Source organism: Brevibacillus sp. FIR094, assembly GCF_050477165.1.
Lineage (GTDB): Bacteria > Bacillota > Bacilli > Brevibacillales > Brevibacillaceae > Brevibacillus.
On the sequence record NZ_JBEAES010000009.1, the window covers coordinates 154,243 to 172,416 of the forward strand.

General features: G+C 44.8%; 20 protein-coding genes and 1 pseudogene. 5 read left to right on the forward strand and 16 right to left on the reverse strand.

What is annotated here, in order from left to right; all coding sequences use genetic code 11:
• Window position 1: 1 nt before the first annotated feature.
• The 10 genes and pseudogenes from ACQ5DJ_RS10115 to ACQ5DJ_RS10160 form a co-directional block, all read right to left on the reverse strand.
• Window positions 2-253: pseudogene (locus ACQ5DJ_RS10115) on the reverse strand (SDR family oxidoreductase); the annotation flags it as partial.
• A 54-nt stretch (window positions 254-307) separates the two neighbouring features.
• Entirely contained in the window at window positions 308-709 is a 402-nt protein-coding gene (locus ACQ5DJ_RS10120; protein WP_429842351.1) for a DUF4183 domain-containing protein, read from the reverse strand.
• Between the two features lie 107 nt (window positions 710-816).
• Entirely contained in the window at window positions 817-1,101 is a 285-nt protein-coding gene (locus tag ACQ5DJ_RS10125) for a DUF4183 domain-containing protein (RefSeq protein ID WP_429842352.1), read from the reverse strand.
• A 164-nt stretch (window positions 1,102-1,265) separates the two neighbouring features.
• Entirely contained in the window at window positions 1,266-1,775 is a 510-nt protein-coding gene (locus ACQ5DJ_RS10130; protein WP_429842353.1) for a hemerythrin domain-containing protein, read from the reverse strand.
• Between the two features lie 60 nt (window positions 1,776-1,835).
• The gene (locus ACQ5DJ_RS10135) at window positions 1,836-2,153 is read right to left on the reverse strand and encodes a hypothetical protein (protein WP_429842354.1); all 318 of its coding nucleotides are present in this window, start codon (window positions 2,151-2,153) and stop codon (window positions 1,836-1,838) included.
• 28 nt (window positions 2,154-2,181) lie between these two features.
• The gene (locus ACQ5DJ_RS10140) at window positions 2,182-2,385 is read right to left on the reverse strand and encodes a hypothetical protein (RefSeq protein ID WP_429842355.1); all 204 of its coding nucleotides are present in this window, start codon (window positions 2,383-2,385) and stop codon (window positions 2,182-2,184) included.
• A complete protein-coding gene (locus tag ACQ5DJ_RS10145; protein ID WP_429842356.1) occupies window positions 2,369-2,902 on the reverse strand; it encodes a Rieske (2Fe-2S) protein in 534 nt (177 codons plus the stop codon). Before ACQ5DJ_RS10145 ends, ACQ5DJ_RS10140 begins: the two co-directional genes overlap by 17 nt.
• A 16-nt stretch (window positions 2,903-2,918) precedes the next feature.
• Window positions 2,919-3,488: a 4Fe-4S dicluster domain-containing protein gene (locus ACQ5DJ_RS10150; RefSeq protein WP_144612522.1), complete on the reverse strand. Its 570-nt coding sequence runs from the start codon at window positions 3,486-3,488 to the stop codon at window positions 2,919-2,921.
• Entirely contained in the window at window positions 3,481-5,655 is a 2,175-nt protein-coding gene (locus tag ACQ5DJ_RS10155; protein ID WP_429842357.1) for a molybdopterin oxidoreductase family protein, read from the reverse strand. Before ACQ5DJ_RS10155 ends, ACQ5DJ_RS10150 begins: the two co-directional genes overlap by 8 nt.
• Complete coding sequence (locus tag ACQ5DJ_RS10160) at window positions 5,642-6,682, reverse strand: hypothetical protein (protein ID WP_429842358.1); 1,041 nt, start codon at window positions 6,680-6,682, stop codon at window positions 5,642-5,644. The genes ACQ5DJ_RS10155 and ACQ5DJ_RS10160 overlap by 14 nt, the downstream gene beginning before the upstream one ends.
• A gap of 186 nt (window positions 6,683-6,868) precedes the next feature.
• Between ACQ5DJ_RS10160 and ACQ5DJ_RS10165 the strand changes: the two genes are divergently transcribed.
• Window positions 6,869-7,576 carry a Crp/Fnr family transcriptional regulator gene (locus ACQ5DJ_RS10165; protein WP_429842359.1) on the forward strand — a complete coding sequence of 236 codons (708 nt, stop codon included), beginning with the start codon at window positions 6,869-6,871 and terminating at the stop codon, window positions 7,574-7,576.
• An 83-nt stretch (window positions 7,577-7,659) separates the two neighbouring features.
• Here ACQ5DJ_RS10165 and ACQ5DJ_RS10170 read toward each other — a convergent pair whose 3' ends face one another.
• Window positions 7,660-9,159 carry a nitrate/nitrite transporter gene (locus ACQ5DJ_RS10170; protein WP_429842360.1) on the reverse strand — a complete coding sequence of 500 codons (1,500 nt, stop codon included), beginning with the start codon at window positions 9,157-9,159 and terminating at the stop codon, window positions 7,660-7,662.
• A gap of 145 nt (window positions 9,160-9,304) precedes the next feature.
• Here ACQ5DJ_RS10170 and hcp point away from each other — a divergent pair, with 145 nt between their 5' ends.
• Entirely contained in the window at window positions 9,305-10,600 is a 1,296-nt protein-coding gene (gene hcp / locus ACQ5DJ_RS10175) for a hydroxylamine reductase (RefSeq protein WP_429842361.1), read from the forward strand.
• 98 nt (window positions 10,601-10,698) lie between these two features.
• On the opposite strand, the gene ACQ5DJ_RS10180 is transcribed toward hcp, so the two are convergent.
• The 4 genes from ACQ5DJ_RS10180 to ACQ5DJ_RS10195 all read right to left on the reverse strand — a co-directional run bounded on the left by ACQ5DJ_RS10180 (window position 10,699) and on the right by ACQ5DJ_RS10195 (window position 13,463).
• Window positions 10,699-11,154, reverse strand: coding sequence for a trypsin-like peptidase domain-containing protein (locus tag ACQ5DJ_RS10180; protein ID WP_429842362.1), 456 nt, complete (start codon window positions 11,152-11,154; stop codon window positions 10,699-10,701).
• Between the two features lie 131 nt (window positions 11,155-11,285).
• The gene (locus ACQ5DJ_RS10185) at window positions 11,286-11,654 is read right to left on the reverse strand and encodes a hypothetical protein (RefSeq protein WP_429842363.1); all 369 of its coding nucleotides are present in this window, start codon (window positions 11,652-11,654) and stop codon (window positions 11,286-11,288) included.
• Window positions 11,655-11,842: 188 nt separating this feature from the next.
• Window positions 11,843-12,898: a hypothetical protein gene (locus tag ACQ5DJ_RS10190; RefSeq protein ID WP_429842364.1), complete on the reverse strand. Its 1,056-nt coding sequence runs from the start codon at window positions 12,896-12,898 to the stop codon at window positions 11,843-11,845.
• A complete protein-coding gene (locus ACQ5DJ_RS10195; protein ID WP_429842365.1) occupies window positions 12,888-13,463 on the reverse strand; it encodes a sigma-70 family RNA polymerase sigma factor in 576 nt (191 codons plus the stop codon). Before ACQ5DJ_RS10195 ends, ACQ5DJ_RS10190 begins: the two co-directional genes overlap by 11 nt.
• Before the next feature lie 212 nt (window positions 13,464-13,675).
• Between ACQ5DJ_RS10195 and ACQ5DJ_RS10200 the strand changes: the two genes are divergently transcribed.
• The gene (locus ACQ5DJ_RS10200; RefSeq protein WP_429842366.1) at window positions 13,676-14,497 is read left to right on the forward strand and encodes a DUF2785 domain-containing protein; all 822 of its coding nucleotides are present in this window, start codon (window positions 13,676-13,678) and stop codon (window positions 14,495-14,497) included.
• A 78-nt stretch (window positions 14,498-14,575) separates the two neighbouring features.
• On the opposite strand, the gene ACQ5DJ_RS10205 is transcribed toward ACQ5DJ_RS10200, so the two are convergent.
• Complete coding sequence (locus tag ACQ5DJ_RS10205) at window positions 14,576-15,169, reverse strand: YdeI/OmpD-associated family protein (RefSeq protein ID WP_429842367.1); 594 nt, start codon at window positions 15,167-15,169, stop codon at window positions 14,576-14,578.
• Between the two features lie 127 nt (window positions 15,170-15,296).
• Between ACQ5DJ_RS10205 and ACQ5DJ_RS10210 the strand changes: the two genes are divergently transcribed.
• Together ACQ5DJ_RS10210 and ACQ5DJ_RS10215 are read left to right on the forward strand one after the other, a co-directional pair.
• Entirely contained in the window at window positions 15,297-16,187 is an 891-nt protein-coding gene (locus tag ACQ5DJ_RS10210) for a hypothetical protein (RefSeq protein WP_429842368.1), read from the forward strand.
• A 149-nt stretch (window positions 16,188-16,336) separates the two neighbouring features.
• Window positions 16,337-18,154, forward strand: coding sequence for an APC family permease (locus ACQ5DJ_RS10215; RefSeq protein ID WP_429842369.1), 1,818 nt, complete (start codon window positions 16,337-16,339; stop codon window positions 18,152-18,154).
• The last annotated feature ends 20 nt before the right edge of the window (window positions 18,155-18,174 follow it).

Consider the following 18,174-nt stretch of genomic DNA (forward strand, 5'->3'; position numbering starts at 1 on the left):
ATTACGTCTCTGTCATCGTTCCACCATTGACATGCAATACCTGGCCCGTGACATATCCCGAATCATCCGAGGCCAGGTAAACACAGGTCGGAGCGAGCTCAAACGGCTGCCCTGCGCGACGCATCGGTGTGTCGACACCCAAAGTCGTGATGTACTCTGCGGAGTAGCTGGATACTTGCAGCGGCGTCCAGATTGGACCGGGAGCAACTGCCTTTACCCTGATGCCTTGCTTGACCAATTGAAGTGACATGGAAGGAAACTGACATGTATGTATGACATGACCTTTTCCCATTATGGAAGCAACCATTTATACGACAATCATTTTGATGAACTGAAGAATAAGAGGAGCACCTTGTACTGGAATGTCACTCAGAATCAACACTCCTGGTTGGACAACATATAAATTAGGAGGTTGTAGCATTCCATTGATGAATAGATTCACAACAGAAACTTCATTCGGATCCAGAATGCCGGAAGTACTGAATAGCATGACAGCATCACTGTTGGTATACATGTTTTTGATGCCATCTGAAATGGCCGTATACTGATAGGTTTCTGTTCGTATTAAACCAGGAGTACATGGACACGGGGGACAGGGAGGACACGTTGGGGAGGGTTTTACTGGAAAAATTCCGGGACAGCCTACTGGTTGGACGATTTGCAGACTCTGTCTTCTCACTGGGTATAACTGTGTGACATAGCGCCTCATAAAATCACTCGTCCTTTCTCGAAGTGCATCGACCGTTCACTCCGAATGACACATATGAGTGAACCCCAGGCACATTCCATCCACCTGGGGCCACCATCCTATTCACCTTAGTTAACGACGAACTCTACAAGTACGGATACAGAAGCGTTTTCTGCATCTCCATTAGGAATCGTAATCGCCGTCGTTGTGATTGAGGAAGTATTTCCTGCCTGAAGCACTCCATTGACATAGAGATTGTAAAAAGCAAACGTACCAGGAAATGCTGTCGCAGCAGCGCCCGCGTCAGTGGTAAATGAAGTTGCAGCAATGGCAAACGCAGCACCAGTACCAGTTCCAGCTCCCATGGTGGACGTAAATCTCAATGAGGCTAAATACGGTTTAATAATCGGCACTTAGAACACCCCCTTCTCTATTTAATCCTTACTAGTAAATGATTGGTTTCATCCGATTGAAACCGTCAGATGACAGTAGAAACCTGCACATTTTTCCTTGAAGGAATATGATTGAAAAATGAAATCACCCCCCTACTTTTACCAGTAGGAGGGCTACATGATTTCTAATCTAGAAACAGTACTCGTAACTGCTCTTTCTCTGCGTCACTCAATACGTATTCGGCCATCGGGAACAGCACACTCTCTTCTTTAAAGAAATGTTCCAAGAGTATTTCTACTGACTTCAGCAAATGAGTGTGGACAGCTTCTACTTCAACAGGTTGAGACTTTTCCATTTCAACGATTCGCATGAACGACATCAGACTTTCATGAATAAGATCATGCTCTTCCTCCATAGCAGCAATCGGTCCCAGTTCCCGTTCGATATAGTTAGCCATTAGGGGATACAGGTCTTCCTCCTCACGTCTGGAGTGTTTCTCCAGTTCCGCCCGAAACAAGGACGCCAGCTCATGAAGCTCCGTTAAGCCCTTCTTTCTTTTAGTAGGATCGGCAGTAGATTTCAGGTTATTTGCTAGATGTACGAGCTCATTCATCTGCTCAGCCAATGATAGGTGCTCGTCTTTCAATTTTTCCAGAGCTGGACACAGCTTCCTTCTCCCTTCAAACTCCTGCATCCTCCCCATACATCCTATAGGCGGTGGTCCCATTACAATCCCTCCATCTACTAGTGGGAGTTAGTTACCAAAAGAAATGCGATAAGCTAGCTGTCCCCGATTGTCCTTAGCAACCATTCGAATACAGTCATCCTCTTGCGAAAAAGCAACCGGTCCATTCTGGATGGGAATCGCAACAAACTGGCAAGGATTAAAATAGAGCCGCAAATGCTCCTCATCCTCCGTGATCTCCCATTTTGCTAGCTGCCTTTCCAAGAGAGCCGGATTGTGTGGTTCGGCATCATCCGCCAAATCTTGAATGAGTATCCCCATTTTTTTATCCACCAAGGCAGGCAGCTCTTGGTGAAGCTCGGCAATCGTTCGCTTACTAGGATTCATGGCAACTGATCACACTTCCTTCCCCGGGTTATTTCCCTTCTTCTCTTCGATCTCGCTGGTCTTTTCTAAATACAATCCATGCCAGTGGGAACAACACTACCGTTGCACCACTGAGCAATAGTACCTCCATATATCGCTGTGCAAAATACATGTTGACTGTGTACTGCGTGCACACAATGCTGGCGAACAAGATCAATGCTAATAGGATGACACCTCTATAGCTGCTCTTCATAACTCTTCACCCCTACAGCGTATACGGCTCCATCTTTCTCTTGAAGCACAATTTCCGGAAGTGGTCTTCTTGGGGGACCAGCGAGCGGCTTACCTGTGGCGATATCAAATTTCCCATGATGGCAAGGACATAGCAGCTCTTTCTCATCTCGGTCCCAAAATACTGGACAACGCAGGTGGGTACATGCATTTTGATACGCCTTGTATTCCTTTTCCTTCACATATACGAACAATGCGCTGTCATGCTCTCCTGGATAAGCAAACTCGATCGCATCTCCGGGTTTTATATCGCTGAGATTCGCGATTTTTTGTGTGGGATACGACTTGCTGGATGAACTCATCAGCTCCTTGGCAGCTAATGCCCCCCATGGCAGAGTAGATGCGGCGAAAAGACCGGCTGCCCCTACCATTGTTTTCATAAAACTCCGTCGATCCAGATTACGCTCATTGGAACGATTGATGTTATGTGTATAATTGTCATCCTTCAACGGAATTGGGCGGGTTTTCTCGTTCTCCATAAGGTATTTCTCCCCTCTAGAATAGCTTCTGTTTGCCCTGCAGAATGCCAGGCAGGCTAATTTTCACATTGGTTTCGCCTTCCAGCACATCTGGGTCGTGGCTGGCAGTCCATTTGCCATTGGCCAAAGGAATCTGTGCCCGTTTTTCTTCCAGCTCTGCTTCCTCAATCCACTGCAAGGTGTTTGTCGGGCAAACCGAAGCGCACATCGGCGGGATTCCCTCTTTCGTACGGTCGTAGCATAGATCGCACTTGTACATGAGATTCTGTTGTTCATCAAATTTGGGAATCCCATAGGGGCAGGCAATCGTACAATTTTGACAACCGATGCATTTCTCTACCAAAGCTGACAATACGGCCCCATTATCTGCGATTTGAATCGCCTGAGCAGGACAGCTGCGGGCACAAGCTGGATTGACACAATGGAAGCACATGAGAGGAATCGTTTGTCTATTGATAAACGGGTCCACATCCAGTACGTAGTTTCGGTTTCGGTTGTCGTGACCTCCGCACTGTGTACACGCCGCCAAGCAGCTTCGACACCCGATGCAATTGTCCATTTCGATGTATAAGACTTGTTTACCCATGGCGAACTCCTCCATGTTTGTGCTTGATGATTTTTGCGGCGCACGCCTTAAACTCAGGCATTTTGCTGTAAGGGTCCAATGCTGGGTTAGTCAGCAGATTAATAGACTGCGCTTTTCCCCAGTGGTACGGAACGAACACCGTATCCTCTCGAATTGCCTCGATTACTTTCACGCGGTACTGCGCCTCGCCTCTTCTCGTTTTCAGAGTGACCAGCTCATCGTGTTCAATGCCATAACGAGTCGCTGTTTTTGGATGAACTTCTAGAAGAGGATCAGGATACATGTCTGTCAAAAACGGGATTCGTCTTGTCTGGTTCCCGGACAAATAGTGGAACACAACTCGTCCCGTAGTTAGCCGCAAAGGATATTCTTCATCCGGCTCCTCTGCTGGCGGACGGTAAGGCAGCGCACATATTTTGGCTTTGCCATCCGGGTGATAAAATTTTTTATCCAGGAATAAATGGGGCTGTCCCTCGTCCCCCTCCTCGCGGCACGGCCAGAAAACACCATTGTTTTGATCAATTTTCTCGTAGGTGACCCCGTAGTAGTCAGCTATTCCGCCTTTGGAGACCTGACGTATTTCATTGAATATATCCTGAGGAGACTTCAAGTGCGCAAAGTATTGTCCGCGCCCCATTCTTTTCGCGATTTCTATTTGAATCCACCAGTCAGGCTTGGATTCGGCAAACCATTCCTGTGCCTGACGGTGACGAATGATGCGACCTTCGAGATTGGTAGTCGTTCCATCGTCCTCTGCCCAAGTCGTAACGGGAAGAACGACATCGGCGTATTCAGCTGATTCGGACAAGTAAAAGTCGCAGCAAACCATAAAATCCAGACTTTTCAGGGACTCCCGAACATGGTTTAGATTTGGCGCACTTACAACCGGATTGGAGCAGAGTAAGTATAAGCTGCGAATCGTTTTATCCTTCATCAGCTGGAACATCTCATAGGCAGAGACACCTTTCTGCGGCATCTCTTCCGCGGAAATGCCCCAGGCACATGCTATTTCACGCACATGTTCAGGATTGTCGAGCTTGCGGTAGCCAGGCAATTGATCGGCTTTTTGCCCGTGTTCCCGCCCCCCTTGACCGTTCCCTTGACCAGTTAGGGTTGCAACACCTGATTTTGGACGGCCAATCTTGCCTGTGACGAGCGACATGTTCGTATAAGCCGATACGTTGTCGGTCCCTTTCGCCTGCTGTTCCACACCACGGCAAAACATCACAATCGCATCGGGTGCCCGCCCAAAAATGTCGGCAGCACGCACAATCTTCTCCACCGAAACCCCTGTTATTTCGCTGACATACTCCGGTGTGAAGGTAGCAACCACTTCTTTTGTTTCTTCAATACCATTCGTATGATTTCGAATAAAGTCTTCATCCATATGCCCATTCTTGATCAGGAGATGAACGATTCCGTTTGCCAGTGCCAAATCTGTACCGGGCCGCAGATCCAGGTGGATATCAGCTCGACGTGCCAAAGGTGTTTCCCTTGGATCGGCTACGATCAGATAGCCGCCTCGATTTTGCACTTCCCAAATACGGAACATGCTGGTTGGGTGACACTCGGCCGCGTTTGATCCGGCCAAAAACAAGCAGTCTGTTTGATGAATATCCGTCCAGGGAACGGTAGAACCGCGATCAATCCCCAAGCTTCGATTCAATCCTGCCGCAGCGGAGGACATGCAGAAGCGACCATTGTAGTCGATATAGCGGGTTTGCAAGGCTACCCGCGCAAACTTACCCGTGAGGTAGCATTTTTCGTTCGTCATGGAAACGCCAGAGTAAACAGACAAGGTATCTTTGCCATAGTTGTGTTGCAATTCCTTGAACTTGGAAACGATCAAGTCAAGTGCTTCCTCCCATGACGCTTCCCGAAATCCTTCCGCCGTGCCTTTTAATGATGCATCTGTTCGAATCAACGGCCGCTGTATCCGATCCGGATGGTTAACCTGCTGATAAGCCGTCACCCCTTTTGGGCACATCTTACCCAGATTGACAGGGAAATCGTACCGTGGCTCCACGCCGATAATTTTGTTCGTCGTTGTATCTACACGCAGGTTCATCCCGCATTGCATACCACAGTAGCAGCAGTGCGTGCTGACCAATTTCTCGTTCGGATGTATCTTGTTTTCTATAACTTTTAAAAATTTATCCTTTGGCATGTTGATTTGCCTCCCTGGCATTGATCTCGTGCGTAGGAACTCCTGTGAAACGGAACATCCGGTATTTTCTGCGGCACGGCAAGCAAAGTTCAGCCAAGTGGAATCCTTCTTCCATTTGAAAAGCCATTTCGTTTTTACCCAGTACATTGATTACATCTGCTGACTGTTCCGCAGAAACAAATTCATTGCTGCACACTTTGCACTTTTTCATTTCCTGCTCGCCATAGTGCTCGCGATAATTGCGTGCAAACACACTCATGGGACGGAACGGTATGTGAGCCAGTTTTCCGAATGGCAGATAAATCAATGTCACAATCACTGCAAATTGATGAGTGACTGATATGACCGGGTGCCCAAAGCCCCCTAAGAACATGTTGCTTACGGTTAACATCAAGCCTGTTATGCTGATAAACAGTAGCAGGTATAAAGGTAAAAAGTCGTAGACAAAGGATTGTTCAGCCCGTGCCTGCATGTTCTTGTGTCTGCGATACAAAGCCATGACTACTCCGCTGATGACCATAAAAGCAGTAATATTCAACGCGTTGTAAAAGAGAAAGGCAATCCAGCCATCCGCTTGTACTGTCAGAACATCCACACCCATGAACACGACCTGATAGTAGCCGTTGTCCGTCATCGTGAAATACATCCAGCCAAACACTAATGGAAAGGTGACGAACGCGGCCAAGATGCATCCCCATCCCAGCAAAATGTGCTGTGTCCAGCGGTACCATCCCCGATTCCAAATAAAGCGATAGATAGCCAGATGATCTACCGTTGTATTCGCCGTGCTTTTACGAAAGAGAAGTCGTAGCCCCTTTTTCAAAATGACATTCGTTGGCGGGCGATCTGCCCACGCAGAAAATCGGTATAGGAAACCTCCAATAAAGACAAGTGTCCCCACCATATAGCCGTAAAGCGCCAGATCAATATGCGTGAAAAAACGTGTTCCCACGTAACTTAGGACGAACAAGCAAGCAATGATGATAAAAGCACGCTTCGCCACCTTGGAAGCAAATAGATAGTTCATACAACACCCTCCCTGCTGCTGCTCATTTTTTCCTTTCGCTTGAGGTCATTGTAGCAATGGCTCGTAGCTCAGGTTGTGATTTACCTCACACCACTGCCATAATCAGGACGATTTTCTCTTCCCAAACCATCGATTTCGGATGATATAATGAGTTACCTTTGTATCCTTGTTGTAGGGAGGACCCACATGACCGGAAATGGCACAACGTTTGTACAGCAGATTTCTTCCGATTTTGTGAATAGCCTTGAAACGTTTTCTGTTAGGAAAAAATTCGTTCCCGGAGCCGTTCTGTTTTTGGATGGTGAAAGAGCCGATCAGCTATTCTTAATTTCTTCGGGCCAAATTAAGCTCACTAAAAACACCAACGATGGAAAAGAACTGACACTGCAAGTATTTGGGGCAGGAGAGTTAGTCGGCGTCTCCGGGCTGTTCGAACAGGAATTGACGTACACCTCCACAGGCACCATGTTGATGGAGGGTGAGATATGGATCATCCCGCGCCAAGAGTTGGAAAAAATGCTCATCAAAAACGGTCAATTTTGCGTAGACTTCCTGCGTTGGATGGGATTGATGAACAGGCGGATGCAATCTAAATTTCGTGATCTGCTACTCAATGGCAAAATCGGTGCCTTGTATTCAACGCTAATCCGCATGAGTAACACGTACGGCAAGCCACACCCCGAAGGAATCCTCATCGACCTTTCTCTTACCAATCGCGATTTGGCACAATTCATTGGACTGACACGAGAAAGTGTCAACCGGATGCTTTCCGATCTAAAAAAACAGGACACCATCGATCTACTTCCCCAGGGGCATATCTTGATTAAGGACCTTGCCTATTTAAAAGAGGCGATTTATTGTGATGACTGCCCTCCTGATATTTGCCAAATGTGAGCAAACTCTACATACTTTTCTACACGAAAAAAGTCCTGGACTTGTCCGTCCAAGACTTTTTTTCATAAGTGATTCAAGCTTCTTTATCCATGTCTTTGCTCCGCAAGCTCGCTGAACATGCCCGCATAGTACTCGACGTCTCCTGCATCGTCCAGAATCGCGCTGATTGTTAACCATTGGAGGTACTGATCTCCATTCTTCCGGCGATTCCAGATCTCTCCTTGCCAGTAGCCATTCTTCTTGATCGAGTCCCACATCTTTTGATAGAAGTCGGCACCCTGTCTGCCTGATTTTAGAATATTGGGAGACTTGCCAATCACCTCTTTCATCTCATAACCGGTCACTTTCGTAAAAGCATGGTTCGCACTTTTAATGACTCCTCGTGTATCGGTAATCAGTATCGCCTCTCCCGTCTTTTCCATAATGGTGGCGGCGAGCTGCAGCTTCTCTTGATAAAACATCCACATCACTAAGACCAAGCTTACCAGTGCAAACTGAGATAACGCCATGAAACCGATCGCGTAATGCCCCGTCAGATTAAACAGCATCGTTAATATCAACGGCGGGAAAAATCCTCCTAATCCCCCCATAGCAGATACGATCCCATTTACAATCCCCGCTTGTCGCGAGAAATACATCGGCACTAATTTGAACACGGCACCGTTACCAATTCCGGCACATACCGCCACCAACAAGCACCCTACCGTATACATCAAAATCGATGGCGAAAACGATAAGACAATACCAGACAAGGCAAGCCCGACAAACACAATCATCAATGCCTTGAAGGGATTCCACTTATCTCCTAGCCAGCCTCCCAATGGTCTTGCCAGTGTCGCCAAAAGAATGAACCCTGCTGTTCTCATACCTGCATCTACTTTATCCAATTGGAAATTGCTCACTAAAAAATTCGGGAGATACACGGTGAAAGCGACGAAGCAACCGAACGTAATAAAGTAGAACAAACTGATTAACCATAGCTTTTCATTTTTGTAGACACTCTTGATCTGCTGACCAAGAGGAGTCACTACCTTCGGTTCATTTTTATCCCCCATCAAGAAGGTAAGTACAGCGAATCCCGCAAGCAATAGCATAAACATCTGTACAGTAGTGGCCCATCCAAACGATTTAGCCAGAACTGGCGCTGCAAAAGTGGTTATCGCTGTACCAATATTCCCCATACCGTAGATTCCGTTTATAGAACCGTGCTTCTCTTTCGGATAGTATTTGGGGAGAGAAGTGACACCAACGGAAAACACCGCTCCGCCTATCCCCAAAAATAGCCCGCCTAGTAACAAATCTGTATAAGTGGTCGCATGGCTAATATAAAAAACAGGAGCCAGCAGCAAGAGAAAGCTTATACTAAATAATATTCTCGCGCCAAATCGGTTACTCCAATATCCAACGGGGATTCTCAGCAACGATCCCAGCAAGACTGGAATCGCTGTCACCCACGCCACTTCGCCTGCACTCATGGGTACGGTTTCTTTGATAAAAGGCATGAGCGATGACAGAATGACCCATACCATGAAACCGACCGTAAGACTTAACGTCTGTAACGGCAACTGCCATTTTCGTACCATAACAACACCCCTCAACTTGGGAATCTTCTTCATTCACTATGATAAGAGGCAATGTTTTTTCCCGTTGTGATTTTAATCACAGCCTCCTTCCAGGCGATCCGCTTATAATCAAAGCGAAATCTTGAATCGAAGGAGTGGATTATACATGTTTTGTTATCAATGTGAACAGACTCCATCAGGTGGTTGTAAGGTCATCGGCGTTTGCGGAAAGAATGAAGATCTTGCGAGTATTCAGGATACAATTATTTTTGCTTTAAAAGGAATTGCCGCTTATGCAACACATGCTCGTCAACTAGGCTATATCGATCCTGAAGTGGACGGGATTACACAGGAAGCTCTCTATTTTACATTGACGAATGTGAATTTTAACTTGGACGAACATTTACAAATGGCCATGAAAGTAGGCAAAGCCGCCATAAAAGTCATGGAGCTTTTGGATCGGGCTCATACGGATCATTTCGGAGTCCCAGAGCCAATCACAGTCTCGCAAAATAAAATAGAAGGAAAATGCATCGTTGTTACGGGGCACAATCTGTTTGCTCTCGAAGAGCTGTTAAAACAGACAGAAGGCAAAGGTATCAATGTGTACACGCATTCCGAAATGCTGCCTGCACATGGCTATCCCGAACTGAAGAAATATCCTCATTTGAAAGGGAACATCGGGAAAGCATGGTACGATCAACGTCAATTGTTCGAGAAATTTCCAGGCGCCATTCTGGCTACAACAAACTGTGTGATGCCCATTCGAGGCAGCTACGCCGATCGGTTCTTTTCGTATGATATAACCGGTTTGGAAAATGTGACGAAAATTGTAGATAACGATTTTGCGCCACTCATTGAGAAAGCATTGTCTCTTCCTGAGGTTTCCATCGAATCGGAACTGACATTGACGACCGGGTATCATCACAAAACCGTCCTCGGCATCGCCCCTGAAATCATTCAGGCAGTCAAGGAAGGAAAGATCAAACGTTTCTTCGTCATCGCTGGTTGTGACGCTCCTGGCAAGGGCGGCGAGTATTATCGTGAATTGGCTACGTCCTTACCGCCAGAAGCAGTCATTCTTACTACTTCATGCGGAAAATTCCGTTTTAACGATGTAGATTTCGGCACCGTACCAGGTACCGACATCCCAAGATATATCGATTTGGGACAGTGCAATAACTCGGTTTCTACCATTACGATTGCAGCTGCATTAGCCGATGCCTTCGAGTGTGAAGTGAACGAACTGCCAGTAAGTATCGTTCTTTCCTGGTTTGAACAAAAAGCGGTTGCCATCCTGCTCGGCCTGTTTAGCCTGGGGATACAAGATATACGGATTGGCCCAAAATTACCTGAGTTCATTCAGCCAGGTGTTTTGCAAGTACTACAAGACTTGTTCCATATCCAATTGATTGGTGATGCCCAAGAAGATATGAAGCAAATGCTGGGAATCACGCAATAAGCCGTTACCTGTGACGGAAAATAACAAAATGAGGCACCTTCTTCTAACAGGAAGGTGCCTCATTTTACCCCTTAGTCCTTGAAGCTTATACCCATTTTTTAAGCCATTCTGAAACAGATAAGTGCTGCACAGTCCGTATACTCCGCTTCGACAGTCAGTAGCTTTTGACCACTTACAAGTGGTTCGGCGCTCAAAGACAGGAATGGCAATTTTGCAGACGGTCGCTGAATCTTATACAGAGACAGGTCAACAGCATCCTTTCCTATACCCGGGTGCTCCGCAACCAGAGTCGCGTCTAACCAATCCCGAGAGTACGTTTTCGCTCTGAAGGAGACTCTCCCTTTGGATACGTGTTTTGCCGTCAGCAACAGGCCGCCTTTTAATAGTACACCCGTTCCGCCGAATCCAATGTCGATGTGAACTGAAGCCGCCTTTGCCAGCTTTTCGATTTCACTCCACGGCTTCGGTTGTACTGGCGGCTTTGATTGGATGACTAATTTTTCTTGCAATCCTGTTAACGCCTCTATAGTCTGCTTGTCCGCCTGTTTCTTCATCGTTTTTTCTCCTTCTCTCGTCTTGTGCGCGTTCTATCATTTTACCAAATATTTAATTTTTCACCAAAAAACACCTAATGTTGGCATAAAAAAAGGCCCTATCCATCGGTAGATAAGACCCTCCTGTTTCCTCACAGTGGCATATTAGTGACCGCCGTCCATGTTCCCACTTCTCCTGCCCGTATAGATGGGGGTTTCATTCGAACGTTTCCTCGTAATACATAATGGCGCAACCCTAGCGTTAACTCGTCTCTGTAAGCAAAGGTGCCAACAAAATTGGCATAAGGTGATTCAATCGTGATTTGCCTGGACCTCTCATCCCAACTCCCTTGTATGGGAATCGGAGTACCACGGAAATTAACGGTACCACTGACCCTGCCATTCGAGACATTGGAAATCACCAATGTGCCCAACGTGGTGGGTCTTCCACCGAAGCTCGCTTGAACTTCCCATGTAGAGGGGTACGGCAAGCTGACCCGAGTCGTCTGTCCAATTGCCACGGTCGACCTCTCCTTTCGATTGACTTGAGAGTGAAGTCAAATGGTATGGTACGTTACAGTATACGTAACCATGATGAATCTTCCCGTAGGCGGAAGCACAACTTTATTTTTCATGATAAACGAGCTTGCGCTGGTGCCCACAAACGGGTAATAAAAAAGAGACGGTTTCTCCCGCCTCTTCTTTATTACTACCATTCCGTTTCTGTTTTGTGTTCAATTACATGTATGACTTTTGGTTCAACTGCTTTCATCATTTGTTTCAGTAAATCATCGCTGATCGTTACTCCATCAGCTTGAAGTTGTCCTTCAGCCTGTGTTTTTGCAATCACATCAATCACTTGTTGTTTCGAGATATTTTTAGATGCTGCAATCTCAACAACAGTTTTACCTTTTGCCAATTCTTGTTTTAATTCTGTCGGGGTGATTTTCAGTAAAGCAAACAGTTTTTCATCACTTAAAAAGTAATCAGCAGTATAATCAGGCTTACCATCTCTAGAGAAATAACCTTCTACTTCATTGTTTGACGGTGCAGGAGCTGCTGGAGAAAGATTAATGGTATTACCGTGAACAAATACTTGGTAACCCTCTCCTTCTGATCCCTTCTTGGTGTAATTCAGGATGAATGTTTTTTCATTTGGGTTCTCCATCTGCTCCATGGCAACCTCGTAATCTTTGCTGTTGCCATACAATTTATCAATGAGCTGATCTACCTTCCCCTTGATTTCCTGTTCGGGTAAAGTAATGAGCGGCTTCTCCTTAGGCTCCCAATTCTCTTGAGTCAGGTCTTGAATCACATCCGTAATACCGTTTGTATGGAGGGTAAGCTTTTTGCCGGTTCCTCCCTTTTCCTGCAGAACGATGCTTAGTTGGACCTTTTTGGTTGAATCATTGGGGTCTCCAAGGTAGCTAGCATCGATAATCTCAAACGATTTTGTTTCGGGAAATGCGCTATACAGCTTCTCAAGTGTTGCTTTCCCAGCCTCATCCAGCTTAACTTGTTCAGAAGGCATTGGTGCTCGAGTAAGCATATCAATCACAATTGGGGCCGCAAATGCTGCGGTTGGAATCAAAATCGCAGCAGCAACTAATCCACCAATTAATCTTTTTTTCATCGTTATTGCGCTCCTTTTTCGTTGCAAATAGTGAGAATAGGATTGTTCTATACGTTTGGAAATGGCCGGCGGGCACTCCATCTTTTCTGCTTCTTCGTGCAGATGTTCATAAATTTTGCGTTCAATAGTCATTGATCTTTTCCATCCTTTCCAGGGGGAGATTCCTGAAGTCTTTTCGAAGCGCCTGGAGGCCAGCATGATATCTGGACTTGACTGTACCCAACGGAATATCGAGCAACGTCGCAATTTCCTCAAGAGTATAGTCGTGATAAAAGCGGAAGATAATCACTGCCCGTTGTTTATCGGTCAGTTTTCGTATGGACTGGGATATCAGTTGGTTCCTCCCATCCATCAACGCAGTATGTTCATCCCAATAAGACTCTTCCCGGGAGAAAGAACGGATGCGTTCAAAAATGCGGAATCTCCTCCAGCTCTTGACCCGAAATCTCTGCACTTGCCGGATTACCAGGCCATGCAGCCAGAACTGGAAAGGACGGTTCGTATCGTAATTAGCAAGTGATGTCCACATTTGCATATAGATTTCATTCATGACATCTTCCCGATCCTGCTTATGATCCACCAGAAAGGAGACGGTCCGGTATACGTCCTGAAAGGTGGCATCATACATCGTATGAAATGCTTGTTCATCACCCTCTTTCATTTTTATAAGTAATTGATACATCTCTTCATTTTCCATTCAGAGGGCCCTCCTGAGTAAGCTTACACACTATATTGTCTCTCTTTCGGAAAAAGGTTCGGTCCTCTTCTAAATTTTTTTCAAACTGTTGAGTGTCTTAGGGTCTCTTGTCTGGCAATTCCACAAGGAGGTTCATAACCTATTTATATCGAAACTTAAACTGACACTTACCGCAAAGGGAGTTCGAAAAACTTCGAGTAGGAGCGTGTAAAATGAATGTAAAAGAAAAGCTGATACTTATTAAAGAAAACGGCTACCAAGCCCCACCCGATACATTCCAGTTCATACAAGAAATGATAAGTCACATTGGTTCTTTGGATGCCGAACTACGAGATGACCTCATTTATACAACCTTATCACATTGGATTCCTGGTAATTCTCTAACTGCAAACGAACTGGAACAACTGATACCAATCATTCTAGATCAAAACCATTTGCTCTTTAGACTCGGTGAAACAAATACAGATTCTGTCTTTACCCGCTCTTTCTCCATGCTAGTCATACCACTCCTTCTTATGAGGCACAGAGAATCCCCCTTTCTCTCCAGCGAGAACATCCATGCGATTAAAGAGAAAGTTTTTTATAACGTACGAGAAGAGCGTGATTACCGAGGATATGATGAAGAAAAAGGCTGGGCTCATGCCATAGCCCATGCAGCAGATGTACTAGACGAATTAGCACAATGTCCCGAACTGGATAAAAATGACCTCATCACCATCCTCGATTTGGTTTACGAAAAGATGACCATCACCGATCGCATTTACTCCGATGGGGAAGATGAGAGAATGGTAACAGCCATCATTCGTATTATGAATAGAAAAATCTTTAGCCTGAGTTATGTAGAGCAATGGATTCAAAGTTTTGGAGATGTGGATAAGAGTTCCGAATTTCTTCCTGCCTTTAAACAAAAAATCAATATAAAGAATTTTTTGAAGAGCTTGTATTTCCGCTTGAAATTTTACAAAGTAGATGCCGACCTGTGCCCAACCATCGAGCAGACATTATATAAAATAGAAAAAGTATACTATTCCTAATATCGTAATGAAACGAATACAAAAACAAAAAAGAGGCAGTTTTCCCGCCTCTTTTTCACCATTTCCTCATCAAATATACTAATCATTTAATCCCTTTCCATCGAGAATTTGCTGCATGCATTTTTCAACCCTAGCCTCTCGCGTTTTGGCTTGTTTGGGTGCTGAAAAATGAAGAATGTAGGCTCTTTGCCGTCCTGGAGTCAATGCTTCAAAAGCAGTTTTCAAGGTAGGGATTTCATCCATTTTCTTTTGCAATTCTTCTGGAATGATGTATTCTTCATGCTTTTTAAGGTTCACTTCCAAACCAGCTTTTTCAACTTCAATGGCTTCCTGAATATAGGCCTTCAAAATAGATTCCATTTCCATGATTTCATCCACATTGGTGAACCGGATCTGGCGTGCCGCCTGTACATTCTCCGTTTGTTGGATGAGAATCCCATTTGGATCTTTTAACAAGGCACCTTTTTGAAACAGAAGCGCACAATATTCTTTAAATCCATGTATTAAAACGATGTTTTTTTTCTCGAATGTGTAACAAGGATGCATCCACTTAAAATCTTCGGTCAGCTCACAGTCAAGGACAATCCTTCTCAACTTCTCGTATTCTGCCTTCCACGTTTTCGCCTTGCCTAAAAATTCATCAACCTTAGGATTCGTTTTACTTGTTGTCATCAAGGAACACCTCTCATCTACATGGTGTCATGTCAATTTTTAGTTTTGACATTATGGTATTTGTATTATTCTATCATCATGTATTCAGGTTCCTTCTTTTAAAGAATAAGCTCTAGCAGATTGAGAGGTGATTGATTTGGATATCGATTCCTATAGGAAATGGGCTTGCCAAAAAATGATCGAATCGTCACAAAGTAATGTGTGGGAAGGACATTGGGCGTGTGCGGTTATCGCCTTAACTGAACTCTTAGAAGAAAAACTTGTACCTGCCAAGCTGGAAGATTTGATTCATAATCATCTTGTTAAAATTGTAGAAGAACATGCAAACGAACAGCAGTATCGGGCAAACAAAGAATACAAAGGTTTTCCTGCTCAAATGATGAGACTACTTGTCCAAAAGAACCATACATACCATGCGCTTGGTCATGACGTGATTTACACATTCTATTTGCTGAGTATGCTCTCTCGTTCCGCTATTCCGGCAACTGCCGAATTGTTTGATGCCATGAGGAACACGGTTGGAAGCTTCAAAGCATCAGGTCCTGGTTATGTTACTGTGAATGGAGAGAATATCGTCATTGATCCTGACGGCGTACCATATACTGGTGTAAAATTGCAGCTGACTCCCGAGACTGTGCTTGACTTACTCCATCATTTTCAAAGACCACTGCAAATGGAAAAAGGCGATATGCAGTTAGGCCATATCCTTACGCATGGTCACGCTATTGTAGAAATGAAACAAGCTTATCGCCATTATGTACACGACCATCTCGATCCGGGCTTTTACGCAAGAATCGATCTCTTGGCTTATGCAAATACACTTGAGGAAAATCGAGTTACTTTCGATTCGATGATTATGGAAACCGAGTTGAATCCATTGGAACCTTCCTACTGGGAACAAGCATTAGTTGAAAGCAGGCATGGCCATTATTATAAATATGCGTACAGTTATCTGAGACTTTGCCGAATGGCAGGGCGTACTCCATCCGATTTTCAATTGTTTCAACGTATTCTGTGAACGATGATGGTAACGGGTTTTGTCCAAAGGCATGAAGCTAAAGGGCAATAACCCGTTTTCTTTTTTACTCGTAAGTGACCTTCATCATTTGACTAATTTTATTGTGGTAGTGGGAAAACTAACGAGAAATATCAGATAGGGGAATACACATGATCTCAGAATTCAAGCGATTTTTACTCGGTAGGCCTATGAAATCAAGTGAACTTGCCGAAGAAAAGTTAAATAAAGTAAAAGCTTTGGCGGTTCTTTCATCGGATGCTTTATCTTCTGTCGCTTACGGAACAGAACAGATTCTTCTCGTGTTAATTACTTTGGGTGCCGTAGCGATGTGGTACTCTATCCCCATCTCCATTGCGGTTGTTGGTCTTTTAACCATACTCATTTTGTCTTACCGTCAAACCATCTTTGCTTATACAACAGGTGGTGGAGCATACATTGTCGCAAAGGACAATTTAGGAACCACTACTGGACTGGTTGCAGGTGGCTCTTTACTCGTGGACTACATTCTAACGGTTGCTGTTAGTACGTCTGCTTCTACAGACGCTATTACCTCGGCATTTCCAGTGTTGCATGAACATCGCGTTCTTCTTGCCTTGTTCATGATTGCAACCGTTACGGTATTAAATTTACGTGGAATAACAGAATCGGCAACGATTTTAATGTACCCTGTTTATTTGTTTGTTGTCGCTATTCTCGTATTGATTCTTGGCGGCGGGTTTCAATGGTTGGCTGGGAATGTTCAAGCTCATCCCCCAGAATATGGGGCAGTTGTTCCGGGAATAACTTTATTCCTGCTATTGAGAGCGTTTAGTTCAGGGTGTTCGGCATTAACAGGGGTAGAAGCCGTATCCAATGCGATTCCCAACTTTAGAGACCCAGCACCGAAAAATGCAGCATTGACTCTTATCATGATGGGGCTCATCCTCGGTATTATGTTCATGGGCATTAGCCTGTTGGCTTATTTATATGGTATTTCACCGAGTCCAAAGGAAACGGTGGTATCTCAAATCGCCTCTGCTGTTTTTGGACGAGGAATCATGTATTACTCGATTCAAGCAGTTACAGCACTTATTTTATTTCTAGCCGCCAATACTGCTTTTGCAGCCTTTCCTTTACTCGCCTTTATGTTAGCCAAGGACAGATTTATGCCAAATATGTTCATGGTTCGGGGAGATCGTCTTGGGTTTTCAAACGGGATTATTTTCTTGGCTATTCTTTCAGCACTATTAGTGATTGCTTTTAAAGGAGAAACGGAAAACTTAATCCCTTTGTATGCCCTTGGGGTTTTTATCCCGTTTACCTTGTCTCAAGCCGGAATGATGAAACGCTGGATTTCCAAAAAGCCCCCAGGGTGGCTACTCCCTTTTGTTATCAATACGTTAGGAATGCTAACGACCCTTACCATTTGCCTCATCTTTTTGATTACAAAACTCTCTCAGGTATGGCCGATTTTTGTGTTCCTTCCTATCGTCATTTTCATCTTTTGGAAGATCAATCGGCATTATAGAGATTTAGCAAATGAGCTACGACTTGATATGGAAACAGACAAACCCGAACCCAAAGGGAGTGTCATCGTTATTCCTGTGGCAGGGATTTCGCAGGTGGTGAAAAACACCATTAGTTTTGCGCAATCCTTGTCAGATGACATTGTCGCTGTATATGTCGGATTCAGTGATGAAGACATGAAAAAAATGGAGGAAAAATGGGAGCTCTGGAATCCCGGAGTACGTTTGATTGTCCTGCGTTCACATTATCGTAGTATCATAAGACCTTTGTTTAAGTTTATTGACACGGTTGAGTGGAAAAAGGCAGAAACGGATCATGTTACTGTTATGATTCCACAGTTTATTACCAAGCGCTGGTGGCATAACTTACTTCATAACCAGACGAGTTTATTAATCCGCGCGTATTTATTTGCCCGCCAAGATGTAAAAATCGCTACGGTTCCCTATCGATTAAAGAAATGAGGCAGTATCCATTAAGCCAG

Coding starts and splice junctions, on each gene's coding strand:
- ACQ5DJ_RS10120 (WP_429842351.1), bottom strand. CDS start 709: ATGAGGCGCTATGTCACACAGTTATACCCAGTGAGAAGACAGAGTCTG.
- ACQ5DJ_RS10130 (WP_429842353.1), bottom strand. CDS start 1,775: ATGCAGGAGTTTGAAGGGAGAAGGAAGCTGTGTCCAGCTCTGGAAAAA.
- ACQ5DJ_RS10135 (WP_429842354.1), bottom strand. CDS start 2,153: ATGAATCCTAGTAAGCGAACGATTGCCGAGCTTCACCAAGAGCTGCCT.
- ACQ5DJ_RS10140 (WP_429842355.1), bottom strand. CDS start 2,385: ATGAAGAGCAGCTATAGAGGTGTCATCCTATTAGCATTGATCTTGTTC.
- ACQ5DJ_RS10145 (WP_429842356.1), bottom strand. CDS start 2,902: ATGGAGAACGAGAAAACCCGCCCAATTCCGTTGAAGGATGACAATTAT.
- ACQ5DJ_RS10150 (WP_144612522.1), bottom strand. CDS start 3,488: ATGGGTAAACAAGTCTTATACATCGAAATGGACAATTGCATCGGGTGT.
- ACQ5DJ_RS10155 (WP_429842357.1), bottom strand. CDS start 5,655: ATGCCAAAGGATAAATTTTTAAAAGTTATAGAAAACAAGATACATCCG.
- ACQ5DJ_RS10160 (WP_429842358.1), bottom strand. CDS start 6,682: ATGAACTATCTATTTGCTTCCAAGGTGGCGAAGCGTGCTTTTATCATC.
- ACQ5DJ_RS10165 (WP_429842359.1), top strand. CDS start 6,869: ATGACCGGAAATGGCACAACGTTTGTACAGCAGATTTCTTCCGATTTT.
- ACQ5DJ_RS10170 (WP_429842360.1), bottom strand. CDS start 9,159: ATGGTACGAAAATGGCAGTTGCCGTTACAGACGTTAAGTCTTACGGTC.
- hcp (WP_429842361.1), top strand. CDS start 9,305: ATGTTTTGTTATCAATGTGAACAGACTCCATCAGGTGGTTGTAAGGTC.
- ACQ5DJ_RS10180 (WP_429842362.1), bottom strand. CDS start 11,154: ATGAAGAAACAGGCGGACAAGCAGACTATAGAGGCGTTAACAGGATTG.
- ACQ5DJ_RS10190 (WP_429842364.1), bottom strand. CDS start 12,898: ATGACTATTGAACGCAAAATTTATGAACATCTGCACGAAGAAGCAGAA.
- ACQ5DJ_RS10195 (WP_429842365.1), bottom strand. CDS start 13,463: ATGGAAAATGAAGAGATGTATCAATTACTTATAAAAATGAAAGAGGGT.
- ACQ5DJ_RS10200 (WP_429842366.1), top strand. CDS start 13,676: ATGAATGTAAAAGAAAAGCTGATACTTATTAAAGAAAACGGCTACCAA.
- ACQ5DJ_RS10205 (WP_429842367.1), bottom strand. CDS start 15,169: ATGACAACAAGTAAAACGAATCCTAAGGTTGATGAATTTTTAGGCAAG.
- ACQ5DJ_RS10215 (WP_429842369.1), top strand. CDS start 16,337: ATGATCTCAGAATTCAAGCGATTTTTACTCGGTAGGCCTATGAAATCA.